Source organism: Pantoea rwandensis (assembly GCF_002095475.1).
Taxonomy (GTDB): Bacteria; Pseudomonadota; Gammaproteobacteria; order Enterobacterales; family Enterobacteriaceae; genus Pantoea; species Pantoea rwandensis.
The window spans coordinates 103,612-124,683 of sequence record NZ_MLFR01000015.1 but is presented as its reverse complement, the minus strand read 5'-3'; the positions used below and the strand labels follow the sequence as shown (position 1 = coordinate 124,683).

Annotated in this window: 24 protein-coding genes, 1 other RNA gene and 1 other annotated feature; of the genes, 13 read left to right on the top strand and 12 right to left on the bottom strand. The window is 53.0% G+C overall.

Annotated features, from left to right (window positions below; genetic code table 11):
• Positions 1 to 189: 189 nt before the first annotated feature.
• A complete protein-coding gene (locus HA51_RS15410; protein ID WP_084935493.1) occupies positions 190 to 501 on the bottom strand; it encodes an MGMT family protein in 312 nt (103 codons plus the stop codon).
• Between the two features lie 178 nt (positions 502 to 679).
• Between HA51_RS15410 and ffs the strand changes: the two genes are divergently transcribed.
• Positions 680 to 776: signal recognition particle sRNA small type (ffs, locus tag HA51_RS15405), an RNA gene on the top strand.
• Between the two features lie 128 nt (positions 777 to 904).
• Here ffs and HA51_RS15400 read toward each other — a convergent pair.
• The 3 genes from HA51_RS15400 to HA51_RS15390 form a co-directional block, all read right to left on the bottom strand.
• Complete coding sequence (locus HA51_RS15400; protein ID WP_034828137.1) at positions 905 to 1,123, bottom strand: HHA domain-containing protein; 219 nt, start codon at positions 1,121 to 1,123, stop codon at positions 905 to 907.
• A gap of 24 nt (positions 1,124 to 1,147) precedes the next feature.
• Complete coding sequence (tomB, locus tag HA51_RS15395; protein ID WP_084935492.1) at positions 1,148 to 1,525, bottom strand: Hha toxicity modulator TomB; 378 nt, start codon at positions 1,523 to 1,525, stop codon at positions 1,148 to 1,150.
• Between the two features lie 146 nt (positions 1,526 to 1,671).
• Entirely contained in the window at positions 1,672 to 2,025 is a 354-nt protein-coding gene (locus HA51_RS15390; protein WP_084935504.1) for a hypothetical protein, read from the bottom strand.
• Between the two features lie 339 nt (positions 2,026 to 2,364).
• On the opposite strand from HA51_RS15390, the gene HA51_RS15385 reads away from it, so the two are divergent.
• From HA51_RS15385 to HA51_RS15375, 3 genes are read left to right on the top strand one after another with little or no spacing between them, the layout of a single operon-like run.
• On the top strand, positions 2,365 to 3,021 hold the full coding sequence (locus HA51_RS15385) for a metal ABC transporter ATP-binding protein (protein ID WP_084935491.1): 657 nt from the start codon (positions 2,365 to 2,367) through the stop codon (positions 3,019 to 3,021).
• The gene (locus HA51_RS15380; RefSeq protein ID WP_084935490.1) at positions 3,018 to 3,857 is read left to right on the top strand and encodes a metal ABC transporter permease; all 840 of its coding nucleotides are present in this window, start codon (positions 3,018 to 3,020) and stop codon (positions 3,855 to 3,857) included. Before HA51_RS15385 ends, HA51_RS15380 begins: the two co-directional genes overlap by 4 nt.
• Before the next feature lie 21 nt (positions 3,858 to 3,878).
• The gene (locus tag HA51_RS15375) at positions 3,879 to 4,757 is read left to right on the top strand and encodes a metal ABC transporter substrate-binding protein (protein WP_084935489.1); all 879 of its coding nucleotides are present in this window, start codon (positions 3,879 to 3,881) and stop codon (positions 4,755 to 4,757) included.
• 44 nt (positions 4,758 to 4,801) lie between these two features.
• Here HA51_RS15375 and ykgO read toward each other — a convergent pair whose 3' ends face one another.
• From ykgO to HA51_RS15355, 4 genes are all read right to left on the bottom strand, one after another.
• Entirely contained in the window at positions 4,802 to 4,942 is a 141-nt protein-coding gene (gene ykgO / locus HA51_RS15370) for a type B 50S ribosomal protein L36 (RefSeq protein ID WP_008103894.1), read from the bottom strand.
• Between the two features lie 14 nt (positions 4,943 to 4,956).
• Entirely contained in the window at positions 4,957 to 5,214 is a 258-nt protein-coding gene (locus tag HA51_RS15365; protein WP_084935488.1) for a type B 50S ribosomal protein L31, read from the bottom strand.
• A 151-nt stretch (positions 5,215 to 5,365) separates the two neighbouring features.
• A complete protein-coding gene (locus HA51_RS15360) occupies positions 5,366 to 8,515 on the bottom strand; it encodes a multidrug efflux RND transporter permease subunit AcrB (protein ID WP_084935487.1) in 3,150 nt (1,049 codons plus the stop codon).
• Positions 8,516 to 8,532: 17 nt separating this feature from the next.
• Positions 8,533 to 9,723 (bottom strand): efflux RND transporter periplasmic adaptor subunit, encoded by a 1,191-nt coding sequence (locus HA51_RS15355; RefSeq protein ID WP_084935486.1) that lies wholly within the window; start codon positions 9,721 to 9,723, stop codon positions 8,533 to 8,535.
• Positions 9,724 to 9,865: 142 nt separating this feature from the next.
• Between HA51_RS15355 and acrR the strand changes: the two genes are divergently transcribed.
• Positions 9,866 to 10,504, top strand: coding sequence for a multidrug efflux transporter transcriptional repressor AcrR (gene acrR, locus HA51_RS15350; RefSeq protein ID WP_084935485.1), 639 nt, complete (start codon positions 9,866 to 9,868; stop codon positions 10,502 to 10,504).
• On the opposite strand, the gene rsmS is transcribed toward acrR, so the two are convergent.
• From rsmS to priC, 3 genes are read right to left on the bottom strand one after another with little or no spacing between them, the layout of a single operon-like run.
• A complete protein-coding gene (gene rsmS / locus HA51_RS15345; RefSeq protein ID WP_084935484.1) occupies positions 10,501 to 10,656 on the bottom strand; it encodes a pleiotropic regulatory protein RsmS in 156 nt (51 codons plus the stop codon). The two genes, acrR and rsmS, sit on opposite strands and share 4 nt — an antisense overlap.
• 8 nt (positions 10,657 to 10,664) lie before the next feature.
• Positions 10,665 to 10,910 (bottom strand): GlsB/YeaQ/YmgE family stress response membrane protein, encoded by a 246-nt coding sequence (locus HA51_RS15340; protein WP_084935483.1) that lies wholly within the window; start codon positions 10,908 to 10,910, stop codon positions 10,665 to 10,667.
• 51 nt (positions 10,911 to 10,961) lie between these two features.
• Positions 10,962 to 11,474 (bottom strand): primosomal replication protein PriC, encoded by a 513-nt coding sequence (priC, locus tag HA51_RS15335; RefSeq protein ID WP_084935482.1) that lies wholly within the window; start codon positions 11,472 to 11,474, stop codon positions 10,962 to 10,964.
• Positions 11,475 to 11,531: 57 nt separating this feature from the next.
• On the opposite strand from priC, the gene HA51_RS15330 reads away from it, so the two are divergent.
• The 6 genes from HA51_RS15330 (at position 11,532) to htpG (ending at position 18,114) form a co-directional block, all read left to right on the top strand.
• On the top strand, positions 11,532 to 11,912 hold the full coding sequence (locus tag HA51_RS15330; protein ID WP_084935481.1) for a DUF454 family protein: 381 nt from the start codon (positions 11,532 to 11,534) through the stop codon (positions 11,910 to 11,912).
• Between the two features lie 153 nt (positions 11,913 to 12,065).
• Positions 12,066 to 12,617, top strand: coding sequence for an adenine phosphoribosyltransferase (gene apt, locus HA51_RS15325; RefSeq protein ID WP_084935480.1), 552 nt, complete (start codon positions 12,066 to 12,068; stop codon positions 12,615 to 12,617).
• Positions 12,618 to 13,033: 416 nt separating this feature from the next.
• A complete protein-coding gene (gene dnaX, locus HA51_RS15320; RefSeq protein WP_084935479.1) occupies positions 13,034 to 15,028 on the top strand; it encodes a DNA polymerase III subunit gamma/tau in 1,995 nt (664 codons plus the stop codon).
• Positions 14,370 to 14,431: a sequence feature (DnaX frameshifting element), on the top strand. It overlaps the preceding gene by 62 nt.
• A gap of 52 nt (positions 15,029 to 15,080) precedes the next feature.
• Entirely contained in the window at positions 15,081 to 15,410 is a 330-nt protein-coding gene (locus tag HA51_RS15315; protein WP_031377860.1) for a YbaB/EbfC family nucleoid-associated protein, read from the top strand.
• Positions 15,410 to 16,015, top strand: coding sequence for a recombination mediator RecR (gene recR / locus HA51_RS15310; protein WP_084935478.1), 606 nt, complete (start codon positions 15,410 to 15,412; stop codon positions 16,013 to 16,015). The genes HA51_RS15315 and recR overlap by 1 nt, the downstream gene beginning before the upstream one ends.
• 230 nt (positions 16,016 to 16,245) lie before the next feature.
• Positions 16,246 to 18,114, top strand: coding sequence for a molecular chaperone HtpG (gene htpG, locus HA51_RS15300; protein WP_211282955.1), 1,869 nt, complete (start codon positions 16,246 to 16,248; stop codon positions 18,112 to 18,114).
• A gap of 105 nt (positions 18,115 to 18,219) precedes the next feature.
• On the opposite strand, the gene HA51_RS15295 is transcribed toward htpG, so the two are convergent.
• A complete protein-coding gene (locus HA51_RS15295; protein WP_084935477.1) occupies positions 18,220 to 19,089 on the bottom strand; it encodes a LysR substrate-binding domain-containing protein in 870 nt (289 codons plus the stop codon).
• Positions 19,090 to 19,279: 190 nt separating this feature from the next.
• Between HA51_RS15295 and HA51_RS15290 the strand changes: the two genes are divergently transcribed.
• Together HA51_RS15290 and adk are read left to right on the top strand one after the other, a co-directional pair.
• Positions 19,280 to 20,110 carry a DUF6024 family protein gene (locus HA51_RS15290; protein WP_084935476.1) on the top strand — a complete coding sequence of 277 codons (831 nt, stop codon included), beginning with the start codon at positions 19,280 to 19,282 and terminating at the stop codon, positions 20,108 to 20,110.
• A 152-nt stretch (positions 20,111 to 20,262) separates the two neighbouring features.
• A complete protein-coding gene (gene adk, locus HA51_RS15285) occupies positions 20,263 to 20,907 on the top strand; it encodes an adenylate kinase (protein ID WP_084935475.1) in 645 nt (214 codons plus the stop codon).
• The last annotated feature ends 165 nt before the right edge of the window (positions 20,908 to 21,072 follow it).

Genomic DNA, 21,072 nt, shown 5'->3' with positions numbered 1-21,072 from the left:
TTGCTAACACTTCACTTCAGCTTGGGTGCGAAGTCAACGCTTCAGCATAGTTGCTAACGCTACACTTCAGCTTGGGTGCGAAGTCAACGCTTCAGCATAGTTGCTAACGCTTCACTTCATCTTCGGTACGAAGACAACACTTCAGCATAGTTGCTAAGGCAACACTTGAGCATGGATGCACCGAGACGTTCAGTACTCCCAGCGATACTTCTCCAACTCAATCTCACCGGCATCACTGACTACTATGCCTTCCGCTTCCAGCGCATCACGCTGGCGGAATAGATCGTCGCCTTGCAGGGAAATGCGGCCATGGCGATTAATTACGCGAAACCAAGGAAGTTTGCTGCCCTCCGGCAAGCGACGTAATACGCCGCCAACTTGTCGGGCTGCACGCGGCGATCCCGCCAGCAGTGCAATGTCGCCGTAAGTGGTGACCTTTCCGTGGGGAATCGCCGCAATGATTTGCCAGACGCGCTCAGAAAAATTGCTCGTGCTGTTCATACACGCACCTCATCTTCAGCGAATAAAGGCTGACTTTAGCATGCAGAAAGGGGGGGAAGCAGGAATTTGGTCGATAGCTGTTCAAGAAAACAACGGTCACCCGGCCTATGCTTGCAATTGCTAGGGGCTTACTTGATAATGCCTGCGCTCTCGAAAGAGAGCACGTCAATGGGGGCCCTGTTGGTTCTCCCGCAACGCTAACTTGTGAACTCGGTCAGGTCCGGAAGGAAGCAGCCGCAGCAGGCGACGCGTGTGCCGGGATGTAGCTGGCAGGGCCTCCACCATTTCTACTCTCCAAAAAATCCCAACAAATACAGCACACAGCAGAATCTTGGCACTCCTTTGCCTGATAATCTTTCCCTGAAGAATACGATAGTTTAACGAGTCGGTTGGCAGTAAACCGTTAGCGGACGAACTTCCAGACTGAAACCGGCACTTTATCGTAAAGCTTATTCATCGTTAGCTCGGCTAAGCGATGATCGGCAGCTGAATAAAATACCGCGAGTTCGTTGTCAGATAATTCGTACTTGTTTTTTTCGATAACCCTTTCAAGGGTGTCGATTGAGCGACAACGGCGAAGTCGCATCAAATAATCTGTTTTGGTTAAGGCTTGGTTGCTCATAAATAAACCGGTCTCACTCTGATGCTAAAAGGAATGGCTGGGTTGTTGGAGAAAAGCGCACTCTTCGGCAAACAGATTAAATAAGCGTTTTGCTGAACGTTGCCACCGTTGAAGATCCTGAGCATTGATTCCATAACTGCTAAACAGCATAAAGGTATCGTCAAGATATTCATCGATTTGCGTAATCAGCGCTTCATCTTCAACGTGCTTAATTTTGTAATTCATCGTGAAAGAAGCGATATGCTCAATCAAATCGTTGAGCTGTAAATTGCTTTCCGCAGTAGGGTCATTAACCCAGCCGTGATGGCTGTCCGTTAGCGTCGCCATACTTTCGTCAAACAGGCTCTCACACAGGAATTTAAGCTGGGCAATATCATGCCGTTTTGGTGAGTATTCGTCCATCTTTTTCCCCTCCAGAGCTTGCACAGTTACCGCAGCGCGGCGTGATTTGGAAAAGCTATCAGGAAGCGATCATGAATAAAAAGAATTCAGCGACTCTTTAAATGTAATCCACAATCATTAATTTTGCTCACCTCAATTACCAAATATTACAATTCGTCGGAAGGAGAGGGGCGCGTATTGTCTATCACTGAAAACACCAGTGCACCGGGTGCTATGTGGAACAACACTTCTTCATGTTGGGTACGAAATTCATTTAAATCCAGGCAAGGATTAAATAAATTCCACGTGAAATCGTAAAGCATTTTAAATCGATTGTTATCGAGCGGTTGAATGGAAATAATCTTAAAACTGTTAGGAACTAATTGCGCGTTTTGTGAATACCACTGTAAATCCCCAGCCAGGGATTCGGCTATTTTGAGAATATTCCCCTGGATAATAGCCTGTAACTTCTCGCAATCGTCCTCATCCACAGCAATATCACAATGAATAATAGACTGCATTTTGCATCCGGTAAAAAGGAAGATGAATCTATCATTGGGCTTCTGCGCAAACTTTGCAAGTCGACAATAAAAAAGAACAGACATGGTAACGATGGGATTTGCTCCCAAATCTTTACCGCCCCGTGATACCTGCCGTGATCGCCTGGTGTGGTCAACTTTTGAAACACTTTCTAAGGGTAAAGCGAGGAGGAGATCGGATACTATAATTGTTATGTTATAACGTATTTGGTTGAAAGCCATGAATCACAGTGGATTACTTTTCTCGCTCGGTGGTCGCCTTTTAGTGGCGCTGTTACTTATCGCTTTTCTTGTGGTAGCTATCTATTGGGGAATGCAAAAATGATGCATTTCAATCGATTACAAGGTGGCTATCAAGGACGGGCGGTCACACCAATTGTCACTGGTGAACTTTCATCGGGAAGTATGACAGCGCTGGTGGGCGCGAACGGTACCGGAAAATCCACGTTATTGAAAACCATCGCGGGACTGTTGCCACCTGTCGCGGGAACCTGCGACGTTCAAGTGCCTCGCAAATTATTAGGTTGGTTACCGCAGCGCAGCGAGTTAGAAACGCGCTTTCCCCTCACTGTCTATGAACTGGTAGCAATGGGCTGCTGGCCGCGCTGTGGCTGGTTTGGTGGCATTAATCGAGCATTACGTCTTGAAATTGATGCCGCGTTGGACGCGGTGCAAATGCGCGATTTTGCAGATGCACAACCCTCGACGCTCTCCGGCGGGCAACTGCAACGCGTGTTGTTTGCTCGCCTAATGCTGCAACAAAGCAAAGTCTGGCTGCTCGATGAGCCTTTCAACGGCATTGATACGCAGACGGTCACGTTGTTGATGTCAATCCTTGAACAGCAACAGCAGGCAGGAACCACCTTACTGGTGGTTCTGCACGACCGTCCGCTGGTGGCGCGTTACTTTAACGATGTGTTGTCGCTCGACGATGCAGACTCCACACACACTCCACTGCTGCGTAGGGTGGCTTCGTGACTTTGATTCAACCGTTTATCGAGTTTGGTTTTATGCGCCGCGCGTTAGTGGCTTGTGTAGCGTTAGCGTTGAGCGCCACGCCGTTAGGTGTGTTCCTTTCACTGCGTCGTATGAGTCTGGTTGGCGATGCCTTATCGCATGCGGTATTGCCGGGCGCGGCGATTGGCTATCTGGTCTCCGGCTTATCGCTGGTGGCGATGGGCATTGGTGGGCTGATCGCCGGTCTTGCCGTCGCGCTCCTTTCCGGTGCCGTCAGTCGATATACCCCCTTAAAAGAAGATGCCAGCTTCTCCGGTTTCTATCTCGGCTCGCTGGCACTGGGCGTCACGCTGGTTTCGCTGCGTGGATCAAGTGTCGATCTGCTGCACGTGCTGTTTGGTTCGCTGCTGGCGGTCGATAACGCGGCCATCATGCTGGTGGGCGGCATCGCGGCTTTCACTTTACTTATGCTGGCGGTGATTTTCCGTCCGTTGGTGATCGATGCTTTTGATCCTGATTTCCTGCGGGCGCAAGGGAAGTGGAGCGCGCCGATGGTGCACGGCATCTTCCTGATGCTGGTGGTGCTCAACCTTGTGGCGGGTTTTCAGGTGCTTGGCACGCTGATGTCCGTGGGATTGATGATGCTGCCTGCCACTAGCGCGCGTTTCTGGAGTCGTCATCTCGCCTGCATGCTTGGCATCGCGATGGTGCTGGCGATGATAGCCGCGCTGGTGGGGTTGATTCTTTCATGGCACTTCTCATTGCCCGCCGGACCCGCGGTGGTGCTCAGTGCGGCCGTACTGTTTTTGCTTTCTGTTTTGACAGGACCATGTGGCGGCCTGTTGCGTCGTCGATAATTAAATGATTAGGGGATATAAATGAAAAAGTTACCGCTGGGTCTGGCGATTAGCGCCATGTTAATCAGCCCATTGACCATGGCAAAAACAGTGGATGTGGTGGCGAGTTTCACCGTGTTGGCGGATATCGTTAAGCAGGTGGGTGGCGATCACGTTAATGTGAAATCGCTGGTTCAACCTAACGGCGATCCACACACCTTCGAGCCGACCCCACAGGACAGTGAGTCTCTGGCTAAGGCTAACGTCGTGTTTGTCAGTGGTTTAGGGCTTGAAGGCTGGATGGATCGTTTAATCAGCGCATCGGGCTACAAAGGGACGATCGTGGTGGCATCAAACGGCATTAACACCCGTAAAATGGTGGATGACGGGAAAACCATTACTGACCCGCATGCATGGAACAGCATGCAAAATGGGGTAATCTACGCCACCAACGTGATGAATGCGCTGATCAAAGCCGATCCAGAAGATGCGGCAGATATTCGTAAAAGCGGCGAAAGCTATATTCAGCAATTGCAGAAGCTGGATAGCTGGGCGAAAAGCGAATTTGCCTCAGTCGCGAAAAGCAAACGCAAAGTGCTGACCAGCCATGATGCCTTTGGCTACTTTGGCCAACGCTATGGCGTGAGCTTCCTCGCACCGGTCGGTTTCTCTACCGAAGCAGAAGCCAGCGCCAGCGATGTGGCGTCGATTATCAAGCAGTTGAAAGCTGAGCACATCAACACCTACTTTATGGAGAATCAGACCGATCCGCGTCTGGTGAAGCAGATTGCCAGCGAAACCGGCGCTAAGCCGGGCGGTGAACTCTATCCTGAAGCGCTGTCCGAGGCCAATGGCCCTGCTGCAACCTATGTGGCTGCCTTCAAACACAACGTAGAGATCATGCTGCAAAGCATGAAGTAAAAAAAAGGCCGGGGAGCATCCCGGCCAATCATCACGACACTTTCCTACCTTTTTTTCTTTCTTCCCTGAACCGCCTTAAAGCGCGGATTCGTTTTGCATATCACATAAATGCGACCTTTACGGCGCACCACTTTGCAATCTTTGTGACGGGTCTTGGCTGACCGTAATGAACTTAAAACTTGCATGCGTTAACTCCTGATTATTTGCCGCGCGTCAGGAAGCTGCCGAAACGCTTGTTGAAGCGTGCGGCGCTGCCTTCTTTGGTGAGATCTTTCTGCTTGCCGGTGTAGTGGACGTGAGATTTTGAAGAGACATCCAGCGTCACGTACGGCAGCACTTCACCTTCGAACTCAATGGTGCGCTCGGTTTTAATGGTGGAACCGATTTTGAAATACTCATCAACAGAGGTGTCATGGAACACCACGGGACGGTATTGCGGATGGATATTGGCTTTCATAGCTGCACTCTCATGTAATGTTATAATATAACAATATTATGAACCCGCTGAGAATTGATTGCAACCGTGATTGCAGTGCGGGTATTCGCTGGAGGGGGAAATTGCGGCCATAAAAAAGGCCGCTTGCGCGGCCTTTTCAACAGGTTAAACCTTAGTGCTTGTGTTCGACCGGATGGCCTTGTTCGATCTCGGCTTTGTTCTTGCCAAAGCGGCGGCGAACCACCACGAAGAACACCGGAACGAAGAAGATGGCCAACGCTGTTGCCGTCACCATACCGCCCATTACACCCGTACCGACGGCGTTCTGTGCGCCAGAGCCGGCACCGGTACTGATCGCCAGCGGCAGTACACCGAGGATAAAGGCGAGTGAGGTCATCAGAATCGGGCGCAGACGCATACGTGCTGCTTCCAGCGTTGATTCCACCAATCCTTTGCCTTCCTTCTCCATCAAATCCTTCGCGAATTCAACGATCAGGATGGCGTTCTTCGCCGACAAGCCTATGGTGGTTAACAGCCCCACCACGAAGTACACGTCGTTACTGAGTCCGCGTAAGGTGGTGAAGATCAATGCACCGACCACACCCAGCGGCACCACCAGCATAACGGAGAACGGAATCGACCAGCTCTCGTACAACGCAGCCAGACACAGGAACACCACAATCAGCGAGATGGCATACAGGGCAGGGGCCTGGTTACCGGACAGACGTTCCTGATAGGACATACCCGTCCAGTCATAGCCGATACCCGCAGGCAGTTTGCCCGCCAGTTCTTCCATCAGGTTCATGGCATCACCGGAGCTCTTACCAGGCGCTGCCTGTCCGAGGATCTCCATGGATGGTAAGCCGTTGTAACGTTCCAGACGCGGTGAACCGTACTGCCACTTCGCCGAAGAGAAGGCAGAGAACGGAACCATTGTGCCGGAGCTGTTACGCACGAACCATTTGCTGATGTCATCTGGCAACATACGCGAGTCAGCCTGGCCCATCACGTACACCTTCTTCACACGACCACGGTCGATGAAGTCATTGACGTAAGAGCCACCCCAGCCCGCGCCCAGCGTGGTGTTGATGTCAGACAACGACACACCCAGTGCCTGCGCTTTTTCCTGATCGATGATCAGTTTGTACTGAGGCGTATCTTCCATACCGTTCGGACGCACACCCACCAAGGTATCGGGGTGTTGAGCAATCATGCCAAACAGCTGGTTACGCGCAGCGGTCAACTTCTCGTGCCCCAGGTTACCCTGATCGGTCAGCATGAAGTCAAAGCCAGTGGCGTTACCGAGTTCGATAATTGCCGGCAAGTTGAACGGGAAGACCATTGCATCTTTAATCTGACCCAACGCCTGCATGGCGCGTCCCGCAATCGCTGGCACTTTCAGGCTGGCATCACCACGCTCATCCCACGGTTTGAGGCTGACGAAGGCAATACCGGTGTTCTGACCACGACCTGCAAAGCCAAAGCCGTTAACGGTAAATACCGAGTTAACGCTGTCTTTCTCTTTGTTCAGGAAGTAATCCGTCACCTGATCCAGCACTTTCTGCGTACGTTCCTGAGTTGCACCCGCCGGCAGCTGCGCCTGCGCCAGTAACAGACCCTGATCTTCTTCCGGCAGGAAGGAGGTCGGGAGTTTCAGGAACAGATACGCCATGCCCACCACAATCACCAGATAGATCACCAGATAACGACCGGTGCTACGCACGATGTGGCCCACGCTATCCACGTAGTGGTTGGTGCTTTTGTCGAACAGACGGTTGAACCAGCCGAAGAAGCCGGTGGTTTTACCATGGTCGCCTTTCTTGATCGGCTTCAGCATGGTGGCACACAGTGCCGGGGTCAGAATCAACGCAACCAACACTGACAGCGCCATCGCGGAAACGATGGTGATCGAGAACTGACGATAAATGACCCCAGTAGACCCGCCGAAGAAGGCCATCGGAATAAATACCGCAGACAGCACCAAGGCAATACCGACCAGCGCACCCTGAATCTGCTCCATCGAACGTTTCGTCGCTTCTTTCGGCGGTAAACCCTCTTCCGCCATGACACGCTCTACGTTCTCCACCACTACGATGGCGTCATCCACCAGCAAGCCGATGGCGAGCACCATGCCGAACATCGTTAGCGTGTTTATCGAGTAACCGAATGCACTGATGATGGCGAAGGTACCCAACAGCACCACCGGCACCGCGATAGTTGGAATCAACGTGGCGCGGAAGTTCTGCAGGAACAGATACATCACCAGGAACACCAGCACGATCGCTTCAAACAGCGTTTTTACCACTTCGAAGATCGAGATCTTAACGAATGGCGTGGTGTCGTACGGGTAAACGGTTTTCATTCCTGACGGGAAGAACGGCTGCAATTTGGCCAGCTCATCTTTTACGGCTTGTGCGGTATCCAGTGCGTTAGCCCCAGTCGCCAGCTTGATACCGATACCGGAAGCGGGTTTACCGTTATAGCGTGCGATGATCTCGTAGTTTTCACCACCGAGTTCAATTTTCGCCACGTCACGCAAGCGGACTTGCGAACCGTCCTGATTCACTTTCAACAGAATGTTGCCGAACTCTTCGGTATTGGTCAGACGGGTCTGCGCAATAATCGAGGCGTTCAACTGCTGACCAGGCACTGGCGGTGTACCCCCTAACTGACCGGCGGCGACCTGGGTGTTCTGGGTGCCTAATGCACTGATCACATCTACCGGCGTCAGCTGGTAGTTGTTGAGCTTGTGCGGATCCAGCCAGATACGCATCGCATACTGTGCACCAAACACTTGGGTATCACCCACGCCTGGTGTACGGCTGATCGGGTCCTTGATGTTGGAAGCCACATAGTCAGAAATATCATTCTGCGTCATGCTGCCGTCATCACTGACAAAACCCGCCACCATCAGGAAGCTGCTGGAGGATTTTTTAACCTGAATACCCTGTTGCTGTACTTCCTGCGGCAGCAATGGCATCGCCAACTGCAGCTTGTTCTGTACCTGTACCTGCGCAATATCTGCGTTAGTACCGGACTGGAAGGTCAGCGTCAGCGTTAAGGTACCCGACGAGTCACTGCTCGAGGACATATACATCAGTCCGTCGATACCATTCATGTTTTGTTCGATAACCTGAGTTACCGAGTCTTGCAGCGTTTTCGCATCAGCACCCGGATAAGATGCCTGAATTTCAACGGCCGGTGGCGCAACATTGGGATATTGCTCAATCGGCAGATTGATAATCGCAAGTGTACCCGCCAGCATAATAATGATGGCAAGCACCCAGGCAAAAATGGGGCGATCGATAAAGAACTTAGCCATGTATCAGTGGCTCCTGTTTAGGACGATGCTTTGGCAGACTGCGCTTCGGGTGCTGCTTTGGCATCATCTTTGACTTCTTGTGGTGTCACCTGCGCACCTGGCTTGGCACGCTGAAGACCGACGGTGATCACGCGATCGCCCTCTTTAAGGCCATCCGTCACCAGCCATTTGTCGCCATATGCCTGATTAGCGGTGATGTTACGCACTTCAACTTTATTATCTGCACCCACTACCATCGCTGTTGCCTGACCGGTTGGAGTACGGGTCACACCCTGCTGTGGCACCAGCAATGCGGTTGGATTTGTACCTTCATCCAAACGCGCACGGACAAACATGCCGGGCAGCAGACGATTGTCTGGATTTGGGAAGATGGCGCGCAGCGTGATGGAGCCGGTGGTTTCATCCACGGTCACATCAGAGAATTCCAATGTGCCTGTCTGAGTGTATGCGCTACCGTTTTGCATCAGCAGGGTGACGTTGGCTTTGCCGTCATTCTGTTTCAGCTGACCGGATTCCAGTTCTGCGCGCAAACGCAGGAAATCATCACTGGATTGGGTCACATCGACATACATTGGATCCAACTGCTGTACGGTTGCCAGCGCCGTGGTTTGTCCACTGGACACCAGTGCGCCTTCTGTCACCGCAGATTTACCAATGCGACCGCTGATAGGCGAGGTCACTTTGGTATAGGCCAGATTGATACGCGCGGTTTCGACATTAGCTTGCGCTGCCTGAACCGCAGCCGCAGTTTGTGCCGCAGTGGCTGCCGCGGTGTCGTAATCTTGCTGGCTGATGTACTTGGTGCCTAACAGCGGTTTATAACGTTTGATCGTCAACTGAGCCACGTGCGCATTAGCCTGCGCCTGCGCTAAGTCGCCTTTCGCACTGTCATAAGCGGCCTGATAGGTCGCGGGATCGATCTGATACAGGGACACGCCTGCTTTGATATCCGTTCCTTCAACAAAATTACGCTTCAGGATGATACCTGACACCTGAGGACGCACTTCGGCTACACGGAAGGCTGAGGTACGGCCAGGTAGTTCAGTGGTAATCTTCAGGGGCTCGTTTTTTAACGTGACAACGCCCACTTCAGGGGGCTGCTGCTGGGCGGCTTGCTGGGATTTATTATCATCACATCCTGTTAACAAAAAGCTGCCTGAAAGCATCAGGACGGCCGCCAGAGGCGCTAATCCTCTGTTTTTATTCATAAATAAACCTCTAGTGTCCGATATCAAATGATCAATGGATCACAAACCGATAAACCCATTGCTGCGTTAAAACACGGGTCGTGCTATGGTACATACATTCACAAATGTATGTAAACTTGCCAGTTTGTAAAAAAAGTCCTCTATGGCACGAAAAACCAAAGCGCAAGCACTTGAAACGCGACACCAAATTCTGGATGCCGCGCTAGCACACTTCTCCGAACACGGTGTGGCTGCCACATCCCTGGCGGATATCGCATCAGCTGCCGGCGTAACGCGCGGCGCTATCTACTGGCATTTCAAAAATAAAGCCGATGTATTGCATGAAATCTGGCTTCGGTGTGACGCTGGGCTTGACGATGTGGAACTTGAGTATCAGACAAAATACCCGGGTGATCCACTTTCTGTTATTCGCTCAATGCTGATCTATATCCTTGACGCCACAGCAAAGGATCCGCAAAGACGCGCACTAATGGAGATTATCTTCCATAAATGTGAGTTCGTGGGCGAAATGTCGACATTACAAGATATGCGTCAAAGTTTACTGCTGGAGTGTTACGACAGGATTGAATTAGTGCTGCGTGAATGCATTGATGTCGGGCAATTGCCCGCCAGCCTGAACACGCTTCAGTCGGCGCGGCTCATGTGCAGTTACATCAACGGCATGATGGAAAATTGGTTGTTTAACCCGCAGGCATTTGATCTCGCGGCGGATGCACCACAACTGGTCGATGCATTCCTGGACATGCTGCGGCTGAGTCCGACCCTTTCTGCGGCGCGTTAATTCGCGCCTTCTGCAGCCTGCTTTTGCAGGTAATCGCGCTGAACTATGTCCAGTGCCGCCAACACCGTAGTGGTTGGCACTTGGTTCTCTTCTAACAGTTGAATCAAATCAACCGCTAGCTTGATTTCGTCTGATGCTGTTTCTAATGACATTTTTACTCCTAAATACGTAATTTTGCGGCCACTAACAGCATGAGCACTGCGCCGATCAACGCCACGGCAAAGCCAGCGGGATGTAGTGTGGACAGATCGCCAGTGGTGAAATAGGTCGCGATGTAGCCCCCAATCAGTGCGCCAATCACGGCCAGCACCAGCGTAGGGACAAAACCACCCGGTCGACCGGGAAACATCATGCGCTTTAACCAGCCTGCCAAGATGCCGATCGCTATCCACAAGATAAGGGTCATGATTTTCCTCCTGAATTCGTTCGAAGAAGTATAGAGGAAAGTGGAGGTGGCTTATTGTGCCTGAATGGACAATTCTAACTTATGCAGTGCACTGCGGCAGCGTGCCAGGCGTTCATGCAACACGTCCACTTCGCGGATCAGCTGCTGCTGCACACTCAGCGTTTCTGCCTGCGCCAAATGCGCTTCACGCTGCTCAATCATCGCCAAGAGTCGTGTTTCGTAACCCAGGTACTCTTCGCGCTTTTGTTGACGCGGATCGCTGCGCGGCCGTTCACGAACGGGACGTAACTGCTGACTTAGACATTCACGTTGCAGCGCGGCAACCTGGTCCAGCACCTTTTCTGCCAACCACTGGCGACGCATCATATCGGTTTCGGGGGCGCTGAGTTGAGCCAGATTTTGCTCAAGCTCGCGCAAATAGTCAGTTAATCGCGTCCCTTTACAACGAAACAGCTGTGCGTCAAAACGGGGCTGACGACAGGCTCCATCGCTTTGCTGTGCAATCTGCTGACGCAGTTGTTCGACGAGGGGCATTAAGCGTTGATGTGCGGGCGGTTGGGGCATCACTCTGATTCCGGCTGTGTTAACGTAGCGCAGTTCCGATTTTATCAGGCATCAGGCATGCAGCGAATTTTACTTCTGTGCCTCGGCTGGCTGGCAATTGTGCTGGGTACGCTGGGCATTGTATTACCTTTATTACCCACCACGCCATTTGTGTTGCTGGCGGCCTGGTGTTTTGCCCGATCGTCACCGCGTTTTCATCACTGGCTGCTTTGGCGCTCTCCGTTTGGACGTTATATTCGTCACTGGCAACAGCATCGGGCCATGCCACCGGGAGCGAAAGGGCGCGCCATGTTGCTGATCGTTATCACCTTTGCTGTGTCTATCTACCTGGTAAATATGCTGTGGGTACGGATAATGTTGGGTGTGATGTTATGTGTGCTGTTGCTGTTTATGTGGCGCATTCCGGTGGTGGAAGAAAATGCTGACGCAGGCGAATAAGCGCGTCAGGGTTGCATTTAACCGGGTATTTGCATAGATTTGGGCATCTTCGTGCGTGGCTTCCCTGTTTAAATGTCTTCGCTTAACCCGGTTTCCGGGTATTGGCGCTGTCAGAAGCCGCGCGTATTAGATATTTTTCCAGGCGTAACACATATGACCGCAACTGCTCAGCAGCTTGAACTCATCAAAAACAGCATCAAAAGCATCCCTGACTACCCTAAGCCGGGCATCCTGTTCCGTGACGTCACCAGTTTGATGGAAGATCCGCAGGCTTATGCCGCGTCGATTGCCATTCTGGTTGAGCGCTATCGTGACAAAGGCATCACCAAAGTCGTGGGTACAGAGGCACGTGGCTTCTTGTTTGGTGCGCCAGTGGCGCTGGGTCTGGGCGTGGGCTTTGTGCCGGTACGTAAGCCAGGTAAATTGCCGCGCGAAACTTTCAGCGAAAGCTATGAGCTGGAGTACGGCACCGACGCGTTGGAGTTGCACAAAGACGCGATCAAGCCAGGCGACGTGGTGTTAGTGGTTGACGATCTGCTGGCTACCGGCGGAACACTGGAAGCGACCGTGAAACTGATCCGCCGTGCCGGTGGTGAAGTCAAAGATGCGGCATTTGTGATCAACCTGTTCGACTTGAGCGGTGAAGCACGCCTGACAGCGATGGGCATCGACTGCTTTAGCCTCGTCAATTTCCCCGGCCACTAATGGCTGCTGCGCCGCTGGCATTCTCCTATAGCGGCGCAATTCATTCATTGCGCATTTCTGCCGCAGCACCGTTGTGTAAATGCACGATAAAGCGTGCCGCTACATGATGAACGCCATGCCGTAATGTCATGCCGTATGGTTCTCTATTCCTGCACCAGCCGGTAGCGGCGCAATTTATTGCGCATTCCCACCGCAGCACCGTTGTGTAAATGCACCATAAAGCGAGCGCGATGAAAACTCACTCCCTGTCACGCGACGTATCTCGGGTATAGGCATATCTTGTTGCGGCTGTTAGACTACTGCCAAAATAAACAGGGTTTGCGAAGCTGCATTTTTCCCCTTTATCTTGTGGCGGAACCCGGTTCACTTAGCCGCACCGCTGTGCCAATTCAATAAAATCCAGTGATTGAATCCACATGAGCTATCAGGTACTTGCGCGAAAATGGCGTCCCCAGGCTTTCGCTGACGTAGTCGGTCAGGAACATGTGCTGACTGCGCTGGCCAATGGGTTGTCACTGGGACGAATCCATCATGCTTATCTTTTTTCCGGCACCCGTGGCGTCGGAAAAACCTCGATCGCGCGTTTGCTGGCGAAAGGTCTTAACTGCGAAACCGGCATCACCTCCACACCTTGTGGTCAGTGCGATAACTGTCGTGAAATCGAACAAGGTCGTTTTGTCGATCTGATTGAGATCGATGCGGCCTCGCGCACCAAAGTTGAAGACACACGCGATCTGCTGGATAACGTGCAGTACGCGCCCGCGCGCGGTCGCTTCAAGGTCTACTTGATCGATGAAGTGCATATGCTGTCACGTCACAGCTTTAATGCTCTGCTGAAAACCCTCGAAGAGCCGCCGTCGCACGTTAAATTCCTGCTGGCGACCACCGATCCGCAAAAACTGCCGGTCACCATTCTCTCGCGTTGCCTGCAGTTCCATCTTAAAGCACTGGATGTTGAACAGATCCAGCAGCAGCTGGCGCACATCCTGCAGCAGGAGCAGATTGCCTCTGAGCCGCGTGCGTTGCATTTGCTGGCACGTGCAGCAGACGGCAGCATGCGTGATGCACTGAGTCTGACCGACCAGGCGATTGCCATGGGGCAGGGCAGCGTGACGCGTGAAACTGTGGCGCAGATGCTGGGGACCCTGGATGACGAGCAACCGCTCGCGCTGATTGAAGCGCTGGTGGACGGTCAAGGCGAACAGGTGATGGCGTTACTGAATCAAGCGGCTTCGCGTGGCGTTGAGTGGGAAGCGCTGTTAGTCGAGATGCTGCGTTTGCTGCATCGTGTGGCGATGGTGCAGCTCCTGCCGAGTTCGTTGGGCGAAGACGATGTGAATCAGGCGCAGCGCCTGCGCGATCTAGCACGCGTGTTGCCGCCAGCCGACGTTCAGCTCTATTACCAGACCTTGCTAATGGGACGTAAAGACTTGCCGCTGGCACCGGATCGGCGTTTAGGCGTCGAGATGACGCTGCTGCGCGCGCTGGCCTTCCATCCGCAAGCCACCATTGCGGAGCCGGTTGCTCGACCGAGTTTGGTTCCGCAGGCCGTGCCGCAGACGCTTGTTGCGTCATCTGCACCGACTGCAGCGCCACCCGCATCAAAAGCAGCACCAGCTGCCCAGCCGCAGATGGCTCCGCCGATGCAGGATGCACCGCCGATAGCCGATGATTATCCCGATATGCAATCGGCTCCCGAACATTTGTCAGACTCCACTAGCCAGCTTTTACAAGCGCGAACGCAATTGCTGCGTCAGGGAGCCGGCAAAGCAAAAAAGAGTGAGCCGGCAGCGCGTTCCGCGCGGCCGGCAAACCCGGCGCTGGAACGCCTCGCAACTGTCACTGAACGTGTGCAACAGCGCGCGACTGAACCTGCTGTAAAAGCCCCCGTTAAACCGGAAGCTTATCGCTGGAAAGCGCAGCAAACGGTAGAGGTCAAAGCGGAACCCGTGGCTACGCCAAAAGCCTTGCGTTCCGCGCTGGAGCATGAGAAAACGCCTGAGCTGACACTGCGCCTCGCGGAAGAAGCGCAACAGCGTGATGCCTGGGCGGCCGAAGTGGTGGCACTGACGCTGCCCAAATTGGTGCAGCAGGTCGCATTAAACGCGTGGAAAGAAGTGGGCGAAAACAGCGTTACACTGCATCTACGTAGCAGTCAGCGTCACCTGAATTCGGCGTCTGCCAAGCAGGCGTTGGCGGAGGCGCTCAGTCTGTCAGCCGGTCAGCCGGTTGAACTGACCATCGTTGAAGATGATAATCCTGCGGTATTGACGCCACTGGAGTGGCGCCAGGCCATTTATGAAGAGAAACTGGTGCAGGCGCGCCAGTCGATTGAAAGCGATACTCATATTCAGACATTGCGTCGATTCTTCGATGCCGATCTGGATGAAGAGAGTATTCGACCCGTTTGAACACCCGCTGTCGCAGCTCCGTTGCGCACAGCCCCAGCAGAGAGAGAAGACTATGTTTGGTAAAGGCGGATTGGGTAACCTGATGAAACAGGCCCAGCAGATGCAAGACAAAATGGCCAAGGTTCAGGAAGAGATTGCTGCACTGGAAGTCACCGGTGAATCAGGTGCTGGCTTGGTGAAAGTGACCATTAATGGTGCACACAACTGCCGTCGTGTCGAAGTCGATCCAAGCTTGCTGGAAGATGATAAAGACATGCTGGAAGACTTGATCGCTGCGGCATTTAACGATGCTGCGCGCCGTATCGATGAAACGCAGAAAGAGAAGATGGCTTCTGTCTCTTCTGGCATGCAGCTGCCACCTGGCTTCAAGATGCCGTTCTGATGCAAACCAGTCCACTGCTTGAATCTTTGATGGAGTCACTGCGCTGCCTGCCGGGTGTCGGCCCGAAATCGGCGCAGCGTATGGCTTTTCAGCTGTTACAGCGCGATCGTAGCGGTGGCATGCGTCTGGCACAGGCCTTAACCCGTGCCATGTCGGAAATCGGCCACTGTGCTGATTGCCGCACCTTCACCGAGCAGGAAATCTGCACCATCTGCGCCAATCCACGTCGTCAACAAAACGGCCAGATTTGCGTGGTGGAAAGCCCGGCGGATATCCACGCCATTGAGCAGACCGGCCAGTTTGGCGGTCGCTACTTTGTGCTGATGGGCCACTTGTCACCACTGGATGGCATTGGTCCTCAGGATATCGGTTTGGATCGGCTGGAGCAGCGCCTGGAGCGTGAAACCCTGACCGAAGTGATCCTCGCCACCAATCCCACGGTGGAAGGGGAAGCCACAGCTAACTACATTGCCGATCTTTGCGGACAATATGGCGTTGACGCCAGCCGCATTGCACACGGTGTGCCCGTTGGCGGTGAGCTGGAAATGGTTGATGGCACTACGCTGTCGCATTCACTTGCCGGACGTCACAAGATTAAATTCTAATCACTTGCCGATGTCTTTACGGACATCGGCTTGAAATCCTCATCATCATCCCCATTTCTTTCTCAACTTTTACCCAAAATAATTCGAGTTGCAGGAAGGCGGCAAAAGAGTTCATCCCGATGAGCTGACTTAAGTCAGTGATTCGGGTGAGCGAATGCAGCCAACGCACCTGCGGCTTGAAGTATGAAGGGGATATGATCAACCCTGATTTAGTTGAGGTAGCAATGACCATGAAAGGACAAGAGACGCGTGGCTTCCAGTCAGAAGTAAAACAACTTCTGCACCTGATGATTCACTCTCTCTATTCAAACAAAGAGATTTTCCTACGCGAACTGATCTCCAACGCCTCCGATGCCGCCGACAAACTGCGCTTCCGCGCATTGTCCACGCCGGATCTGTATGAAGGCGACGGCGACCTGCGCGTGCGTATCTCGGTCGATAAGGACAATCGCACGCTGACCTTGAGTGATAACGGTATTGGTATGCGCCGCGACGAGGTGATTGAAAACCTCGGTACTATCGCGAAATCTGGCACCAAAGCGTTCCTTGAGTCCATGGGCTCTGATTCAGCAAAAGACAGCCAGCTGATTGGTCAGTTTGGTGTAGGTTTCTATTCGGCGTTTATCGTGGCGGACAAAGTCACCGTCCGCACCCGCGCTGCTGGCGCGAAAGCGGACGAAGCGGTGTTCTGGGAATCGGCGGGCGAGGGCGAATATACTCTGGCCGAAATCGAGAAAGCCGAGCGCGGCACCGAAATCACGCTGCACTTCCGGGAAGGCGAAGACGATTTCCTCGATGCATGGCGCGTGCGTAATGTGATCAGTAAATACTCCGATCACATCGCATTGCCGGTTGAGATCGAGACCAAAGACGAAGAGAACGACACCACCACTTGGGAGAAGATCAACAAAGCCCAGGCGTTGTGGACGCGCAATAAGTCTGAAATCAGCGATGAAGAGTACAACGAGTTCTACAAGCACATCGCCCACGATTACAGCGATCCGGCGATCTGGAGCCATAACCGTGTGGAAGGCAAGCAGGAGTACACCAGTCTGCTGTACATCCCACAGCGTGCGCCGTTCGATATGTTCAATCGCGACAGCAAACACGGCCTGAAACTGTATGTGCAGCGCGTGTTCATCATGGACGATGCCGAGCAGTTCATGCCGAACTACCTGCGCTTCGTACGTGGCCTGATAGACTCCAACGATCTGCCGCTGAACGTGTCCCGTGAAATCCTGCAGGACAGCCGCGTCACGCAGAGCCTGCGCGCCGCCCTGACCAAGCGCAGCCTGCAGATGCTGGAAAAACTGGCGAAAGATGATGCTGAAAAGTATCAGCAGTTCTGGAAAGAGTTCGGTCTGGCGCTGAAAGAAGGCCCAGCAGAAGACAATACCAATCAGCAAACGATCGCCAAGCTGCTGCGTTTCGCTACCACGCAGAGCGAAGGTGCTGAGCAGAACATTTCGCTTGATGACTACCTGAGCCGCATGGTCGAAGGGCAGGAGAAGATCTACTACATCACGGCTGACAGCTACGCCGCTGCGAAGAGCAGCCCGCATCTGGAGCTGTTCCGCAAAAAAGGCATTGAGGTGCTGCTACTGTCCGATCGCATCGACGAATGGATGATGAGCTACCTGACCGAGTTCGACGGTAAAACTTTCCAGTCAGTAAGCAAAGCGGACGATTCGCTGAGCAAACTGGCTGATGAAGAGACTGAAGAGCAGAAGGAAGCGGAAAAAGCGCTGGAGCCGTTTGTTGAGCGCGTGAAAACGCTGCTGGGCGAGCGTGTGAAAGAGGTGCGTCTGACCCACCGTCTGACCGACACTCCGGCGATTGTCACCACTGATGCCAACGAAATGACCACCCAGATGGCGAAGCTGTTTGCTGCGGCGGGTCAGGAAGTTCCGGAGGTGAAGTACATCTTCGAGATCAACCCGGAACATACGCTGGTGAAACGCGTGGCGGACACCCACGATGAAGCGCATTTTGCTGAATGGGTTGAGCTGCTGTTGGATCAGGCGCTGCTGGCAGAACGCGGCACGCTGGAAGATCCAAACCAGTTTATCCGTCGCATGAACCAATTGCTGACGGCGTAAACCTGTGCGGTGATTTACCCGGTCGGCATGAATGCCGACCTACGTAATCCCATTTGCTCGGTGTGAAATTAATCGTAGGGTCGTCATTTATGACGACCTTTCTTTTTAATGCAGCGCCTGATCCCGCAACCAATCGCGGAACAAGGTAATCTCCGCATCATGCTGTCGTGACATTTTCGTCATCATCCAGGTCGCGCGGTCCACTCGCACAAAGCCCAATGGCGCTATCAACGTGCCGTCGCTCAACTCTTGGCGCACCAGTAAACGCGGTGCCATGATCACACCCAAGCCATTTCTCGCCGCCTGAATGCCCAAGGTGAGATTATCGAAATGCTTGCCCACCCAAAAATTACCGCGTGCTCCACTGGTTTTCGCCCACTCAGCCCAGGCGTGCAGGCGTGTATCGGCATGCAACAGCGGCAGTGCGGCCAAATCCTGTTCACTTTGAAAACGCGCGGCATATTGCGGTGCGCACAAGGGGCCGATGTAATCATCGCTGATTAACGTACCGTCGATATCGTCATCCGGCGACTGCTCATAGCTAAGAATCAATACGTCGGTGTGTTCACTGCGCAACTGATCGATCTCACCCAGCGCTTGAAACTGCACTTCAATATCTGGGTAGCGTTGATAAAAACTGCTAATACGTGGAATCAACCATTGTGCGAGAAAACTCGGCGCGCATGAGACGCTGAGGTGATGGCGCATGCCGGTGCGAATGCTTTCGCAGGTTGTGGAGAGTTCACTAAACGCTTTTTGGCAACTCACCAGTAATCGTTCACCGTGTGAGGTTAATTTGACGCGCCCATTGGTGCGCACAAACAGAGGCTTGCCCATCCAGCTTTCCAGCTGCCGAATCTGATGGCTAATGGCGCTATGAGTCACATGCAGACGCTCAGCCGCAACGCTAAAACTGCTGTGCAGTGCCGCCTGGTGAAAATAGTGCAGTGCACGTAACGACGGAAGCGCGGTCATACTCATCCCCTGTGTAAAAACCTAACAGGGATTGTCAGTTTATATCATTTTAATGTCCAGCCGCATTGGCCTAACCTCTACCCCAGATTCTGGCGGGTTGACGGATGGGCATCTCTGTGTTTAACGCGGCTAATGTACTCCTCAATCCGCGACCACACACAGCATTATAATAATAGAGAAATCTCACGCGATGGATCACCAACATGCTACTGCCAGGGCGGCGGCGGCGCGCGATCAACTTCGCGGCTTGCTATCCCGTCATTATCGGCTGGAAAATTACGACCTCTTTTTTGCTCCCTCATTGCATATTGCACGGGTGCTACTGTCACAGCTGTTTCTCCGTCAGGAACAGGCGCGCAATCAAACGCGCTATGCTTCGCAATATCCGGTGAGTGAACTGAGTGTATTGCCCGCCGTGCCGATGTCGGCGGGCAATATCGCATTGGTAGAACACGTGGATATGCAGCAAGGACGCGTGCGGCCATTGGCGGAGTGCCAGAGCCAAGGGGTAACGGATGCTTCGGAGTCCTTTGCCACCCTGCTGCACAAACGATTAATCAGCGATGCACGCCTGTTTGTGGCGCGTCTGGATAAACACGCCGCGCTGAGCAGTGGCCTGATCCTGATTGCCTTAAAAACCAGTGATTTCAGTACGCTGGTGCGCAGTGAGTTACGCTTATTCGAGCAGGGACTGAACTTCGGTGCTGCGCTGGACAGCGCACTGATGTTGATGGAAAACAGCGATTGGCGGCCTTTTAACATCGCTAGCGTGGAAAACATCACCTTGGATGCCCCGCTGGAGCTGCAATCGATTCAGCAACACGGCTTGCCCTTCGCGTTGTTCCCTCTCCCTACTGGCGTCCAGTTTAACGAGCTACCGCAGGATATGCAGTTGCTGCCTACGCACAATCGTTTACGCCTGCACGCCAACATCCGTGGGAGCGTCAATAAAAATCAAAATGCCACGCCAACACTCAAAAAACGCCTGAAAGAAGTATTAACCTTTAGCGGTCATTCCTAAAAACGGGCACTCTGCTGGCGTTGAATGCCAAAGCAGGTCAAAGTGAAGCCTTTCACCGGAAGCGCGCCCGTTTCCTTGTGGTGCGCGGGTCATAATGGTATGTTCTTGGCCTTCTCAGATTCATCAATGCGATTCGCAAGGGGAATTACGCAATGCGTATTATTCTGCTCGGGGCACCGGGCGCAGGTAAAGGCACTCAGGCTCAATTCATCATGGAGAAATACGGTATTCCGCAGATCTCTACCGGTGACATGTTGCGTGCGGCAGTAAAAGCAGGCACCGAACTGGGCCAACAGGCGAAAGCCATCATGGATGCCGGTAAACTGGTGACTGACGAGCTGGTGATTGCGCTGGTGAAAGAGCGTATCGCGCAGGAAGACTGCAAAAACGGTTTCCTGCTCGATGGCTTCCCACGCACTATCCCGCAGGCTGACGCCATGAAAGACGCGGGCATCAATGTGGATTTCGTGCTGGAGTTCGCCGTACCGGACGAGCTGATTGTGGATCGTATTGTAGGGCGTCGCGTGCATGCGCCGTCTGGCCGCGTTTACCACGTCACTTACAATCCACCTAAAGTGGAAGGTAAAGACGATGCGACGGGCGAAGAACTGACCACGCGTAAAGATGATCAGGAAGAAACCGTGCGTAAGCGTCTGGTGGAGTACCATCAGCTGACCGCACCGCTGATTGCTTACTACAGCAAAGAAGCGGAAGCCGGTAACACCCGATATCACAAAATCGACGGCACCCGTAAGGTTGCTGAAGTGAGCACGCAGCTGGCCGAAATCCTCGGTTAATCCGTAATACTTCAATTTGCAGGTGTGTTGGCTGCTCTCGTTTGCCGCCTTCCTGCCATTTGAATGATTTAGGGTTGTGCTATAAAGGGTCGGTTATCCGGCCCTTTTGCAGCAATTGCTTTCCCCTCCCACAATTTCCGCTACAATTTCCCCCTGATTTTGATC

Bases quoted from the DNA above. Each gene is read 5' to 3' on its own strand.
- HA51_RS15410 (WP_084935493.1), bottom strand. From the start codon at position 501: ATGAACAGCACGAGCAATTTTTCTGAGCGCGTCTGGCAAATCATTGCG.
- HA51_RS15400 (WP_034828137.1), bottom strand. From the start codon at position 1,123: ATGAGCAACCAAGCCTTAACCAAAACAGATTATTTGATGCGACTTCGC.
- tomB (WP_084935492.1), bottom strand. From the start codon at position 1,525: ATGGACGAATACTCACCAAAACGGCATGATATTGCCCAGCTTAAATTC.
- HA51_RS15390 (WP_084935504.1), bottom strand. From the start codon at position 2,025: ATGCAGTCTATTATTCATTGTGATATTGCTGTGGATGAGGACGATTGC.
- HA51_RS15385 (WP_084935491.1), top strand. From the start codon at position 2,365: ATGATGCATTTCAATCGATTACAAGGTGGCTATCAAGGACGGGCGGTC.
- HA51_RS15375 (WP_084935489.1), top strand. From the start codon at position 3,879: ATGAAAAAGTTACCGCTGGGTCTGGCGATTAGCGCCATGTTAATCAGC.
- ykgO (WP_008103894.1), bottom strand. From the start codon at position 4,942: ATGCAAGTTTTAAGTTCATTACGGTCAGCCAAGACCCGTCACAAAGAT.
- HA51_RS15365 (WP_084935488.1), bottom strand. From the start codon at position 5,214: ATGAAAGCCAATATCCATCCGCAATACCGTCCCGTGGTGTTCCATGAC.
- HA51_RS15360 (WP_084935487.1), bottom strand. From the start codon at position 8,515: ATGGCTAAGTTCTTTATCGATCGCCCCATTTTTGCCTGGGTGCTTGCC.
- HA51_RS15355 (WP_084935486.1), bottom strand. From the start codon at position 9,723: ATGAATAAAAACAGAGGATTAGCGCCTCTGGCGGCCGTCCTGATGCTT.
- acrR (WP_084935485.1), top strand. From the start codon at position 9,866: ATGGCACGAAAAACCAAAGCGCAAGCACTTGAAACGCGACACCAAATT.
- rsmS (WP_084935484.1), bottom strand. From the start codon at position 10,656: ATGTCATTAGAAACAGCATCAGACGAAATCAAGCTAGCGGTTGATTTG.
- HA51_RS15340 (WP_084935483.1), bottom strand. From the start codon at position 10,910: ATGACCCTTATCTTGTGGATAGCGATCGGCATCTTGGCAGGCTGGTTA.
- priC (WP_084935482.1), bottom strand. From the start codon at position 11,474: ATGCCCCAACCGCCCGCACATCAACGCTTAATGCCCCTCGTCGAACAA.
- HA51_RS15330 (WP_084935481.1), top strand. From the start codon at position 11,532: ATGCAGCGAATTTTACTTCTGTGCCTCGGCTGGCTGGCAATTGTGCTG.
- apt (WP_084935480.1), top strand. From the start codon at position 12,066: ATGACCGCAACTGCTCAGCAGCTTGAACTCATCAAAAACAGCATCAAA.
- dnaX (WP_084935479.1), top strand. From the start codon at position 13,034: ATGAGCTATCAGGTACTTGCGCGAAAATGGCGTCCCCAGGCTTTCGCT.
- HA51_RS15315 (WP_031377860.1), top strand. From the start codon at position 15,081: ATGTTTGGTAAAGGCGGATTGGGTAACCTGATGAAACAGGCCCAGCAG.
- recR (WP_084935478.1), top strand. From the start codon at position 15,410: ATGCAAACCAGTCCACTGCTTGAATCTTTGATGGAGTCACTGCGCTGC.
- htpG (WP_211282955.1), top strand. From the start codon at position 16,246: ATGAAAGGACAAGAGACGCGTGGCTTCCAGTCAGAAGTAAAACAACTT.
- HA51_RS15295 (WP_084935477.1), bottom strand. From the start codon at position 19,089: ATGACCGCGCTTCCGTCGTTACGTGCACTGCACTATTTTCACCAGGCG.
- HA51_RS15290 (WP_084935476.1), top strand. From the start codon at position 19,280: ATGGATCACCAACATGCTACTGCCAGGGCGGCGGCGGCGCGCGATCAA.
- adk (WP_084935475.1), top strand. From the start codon at position 20,263: ATGCGTATTATTCTGCTCGGGGCACCGGGCGCAGGTAAAGGCACTCAG.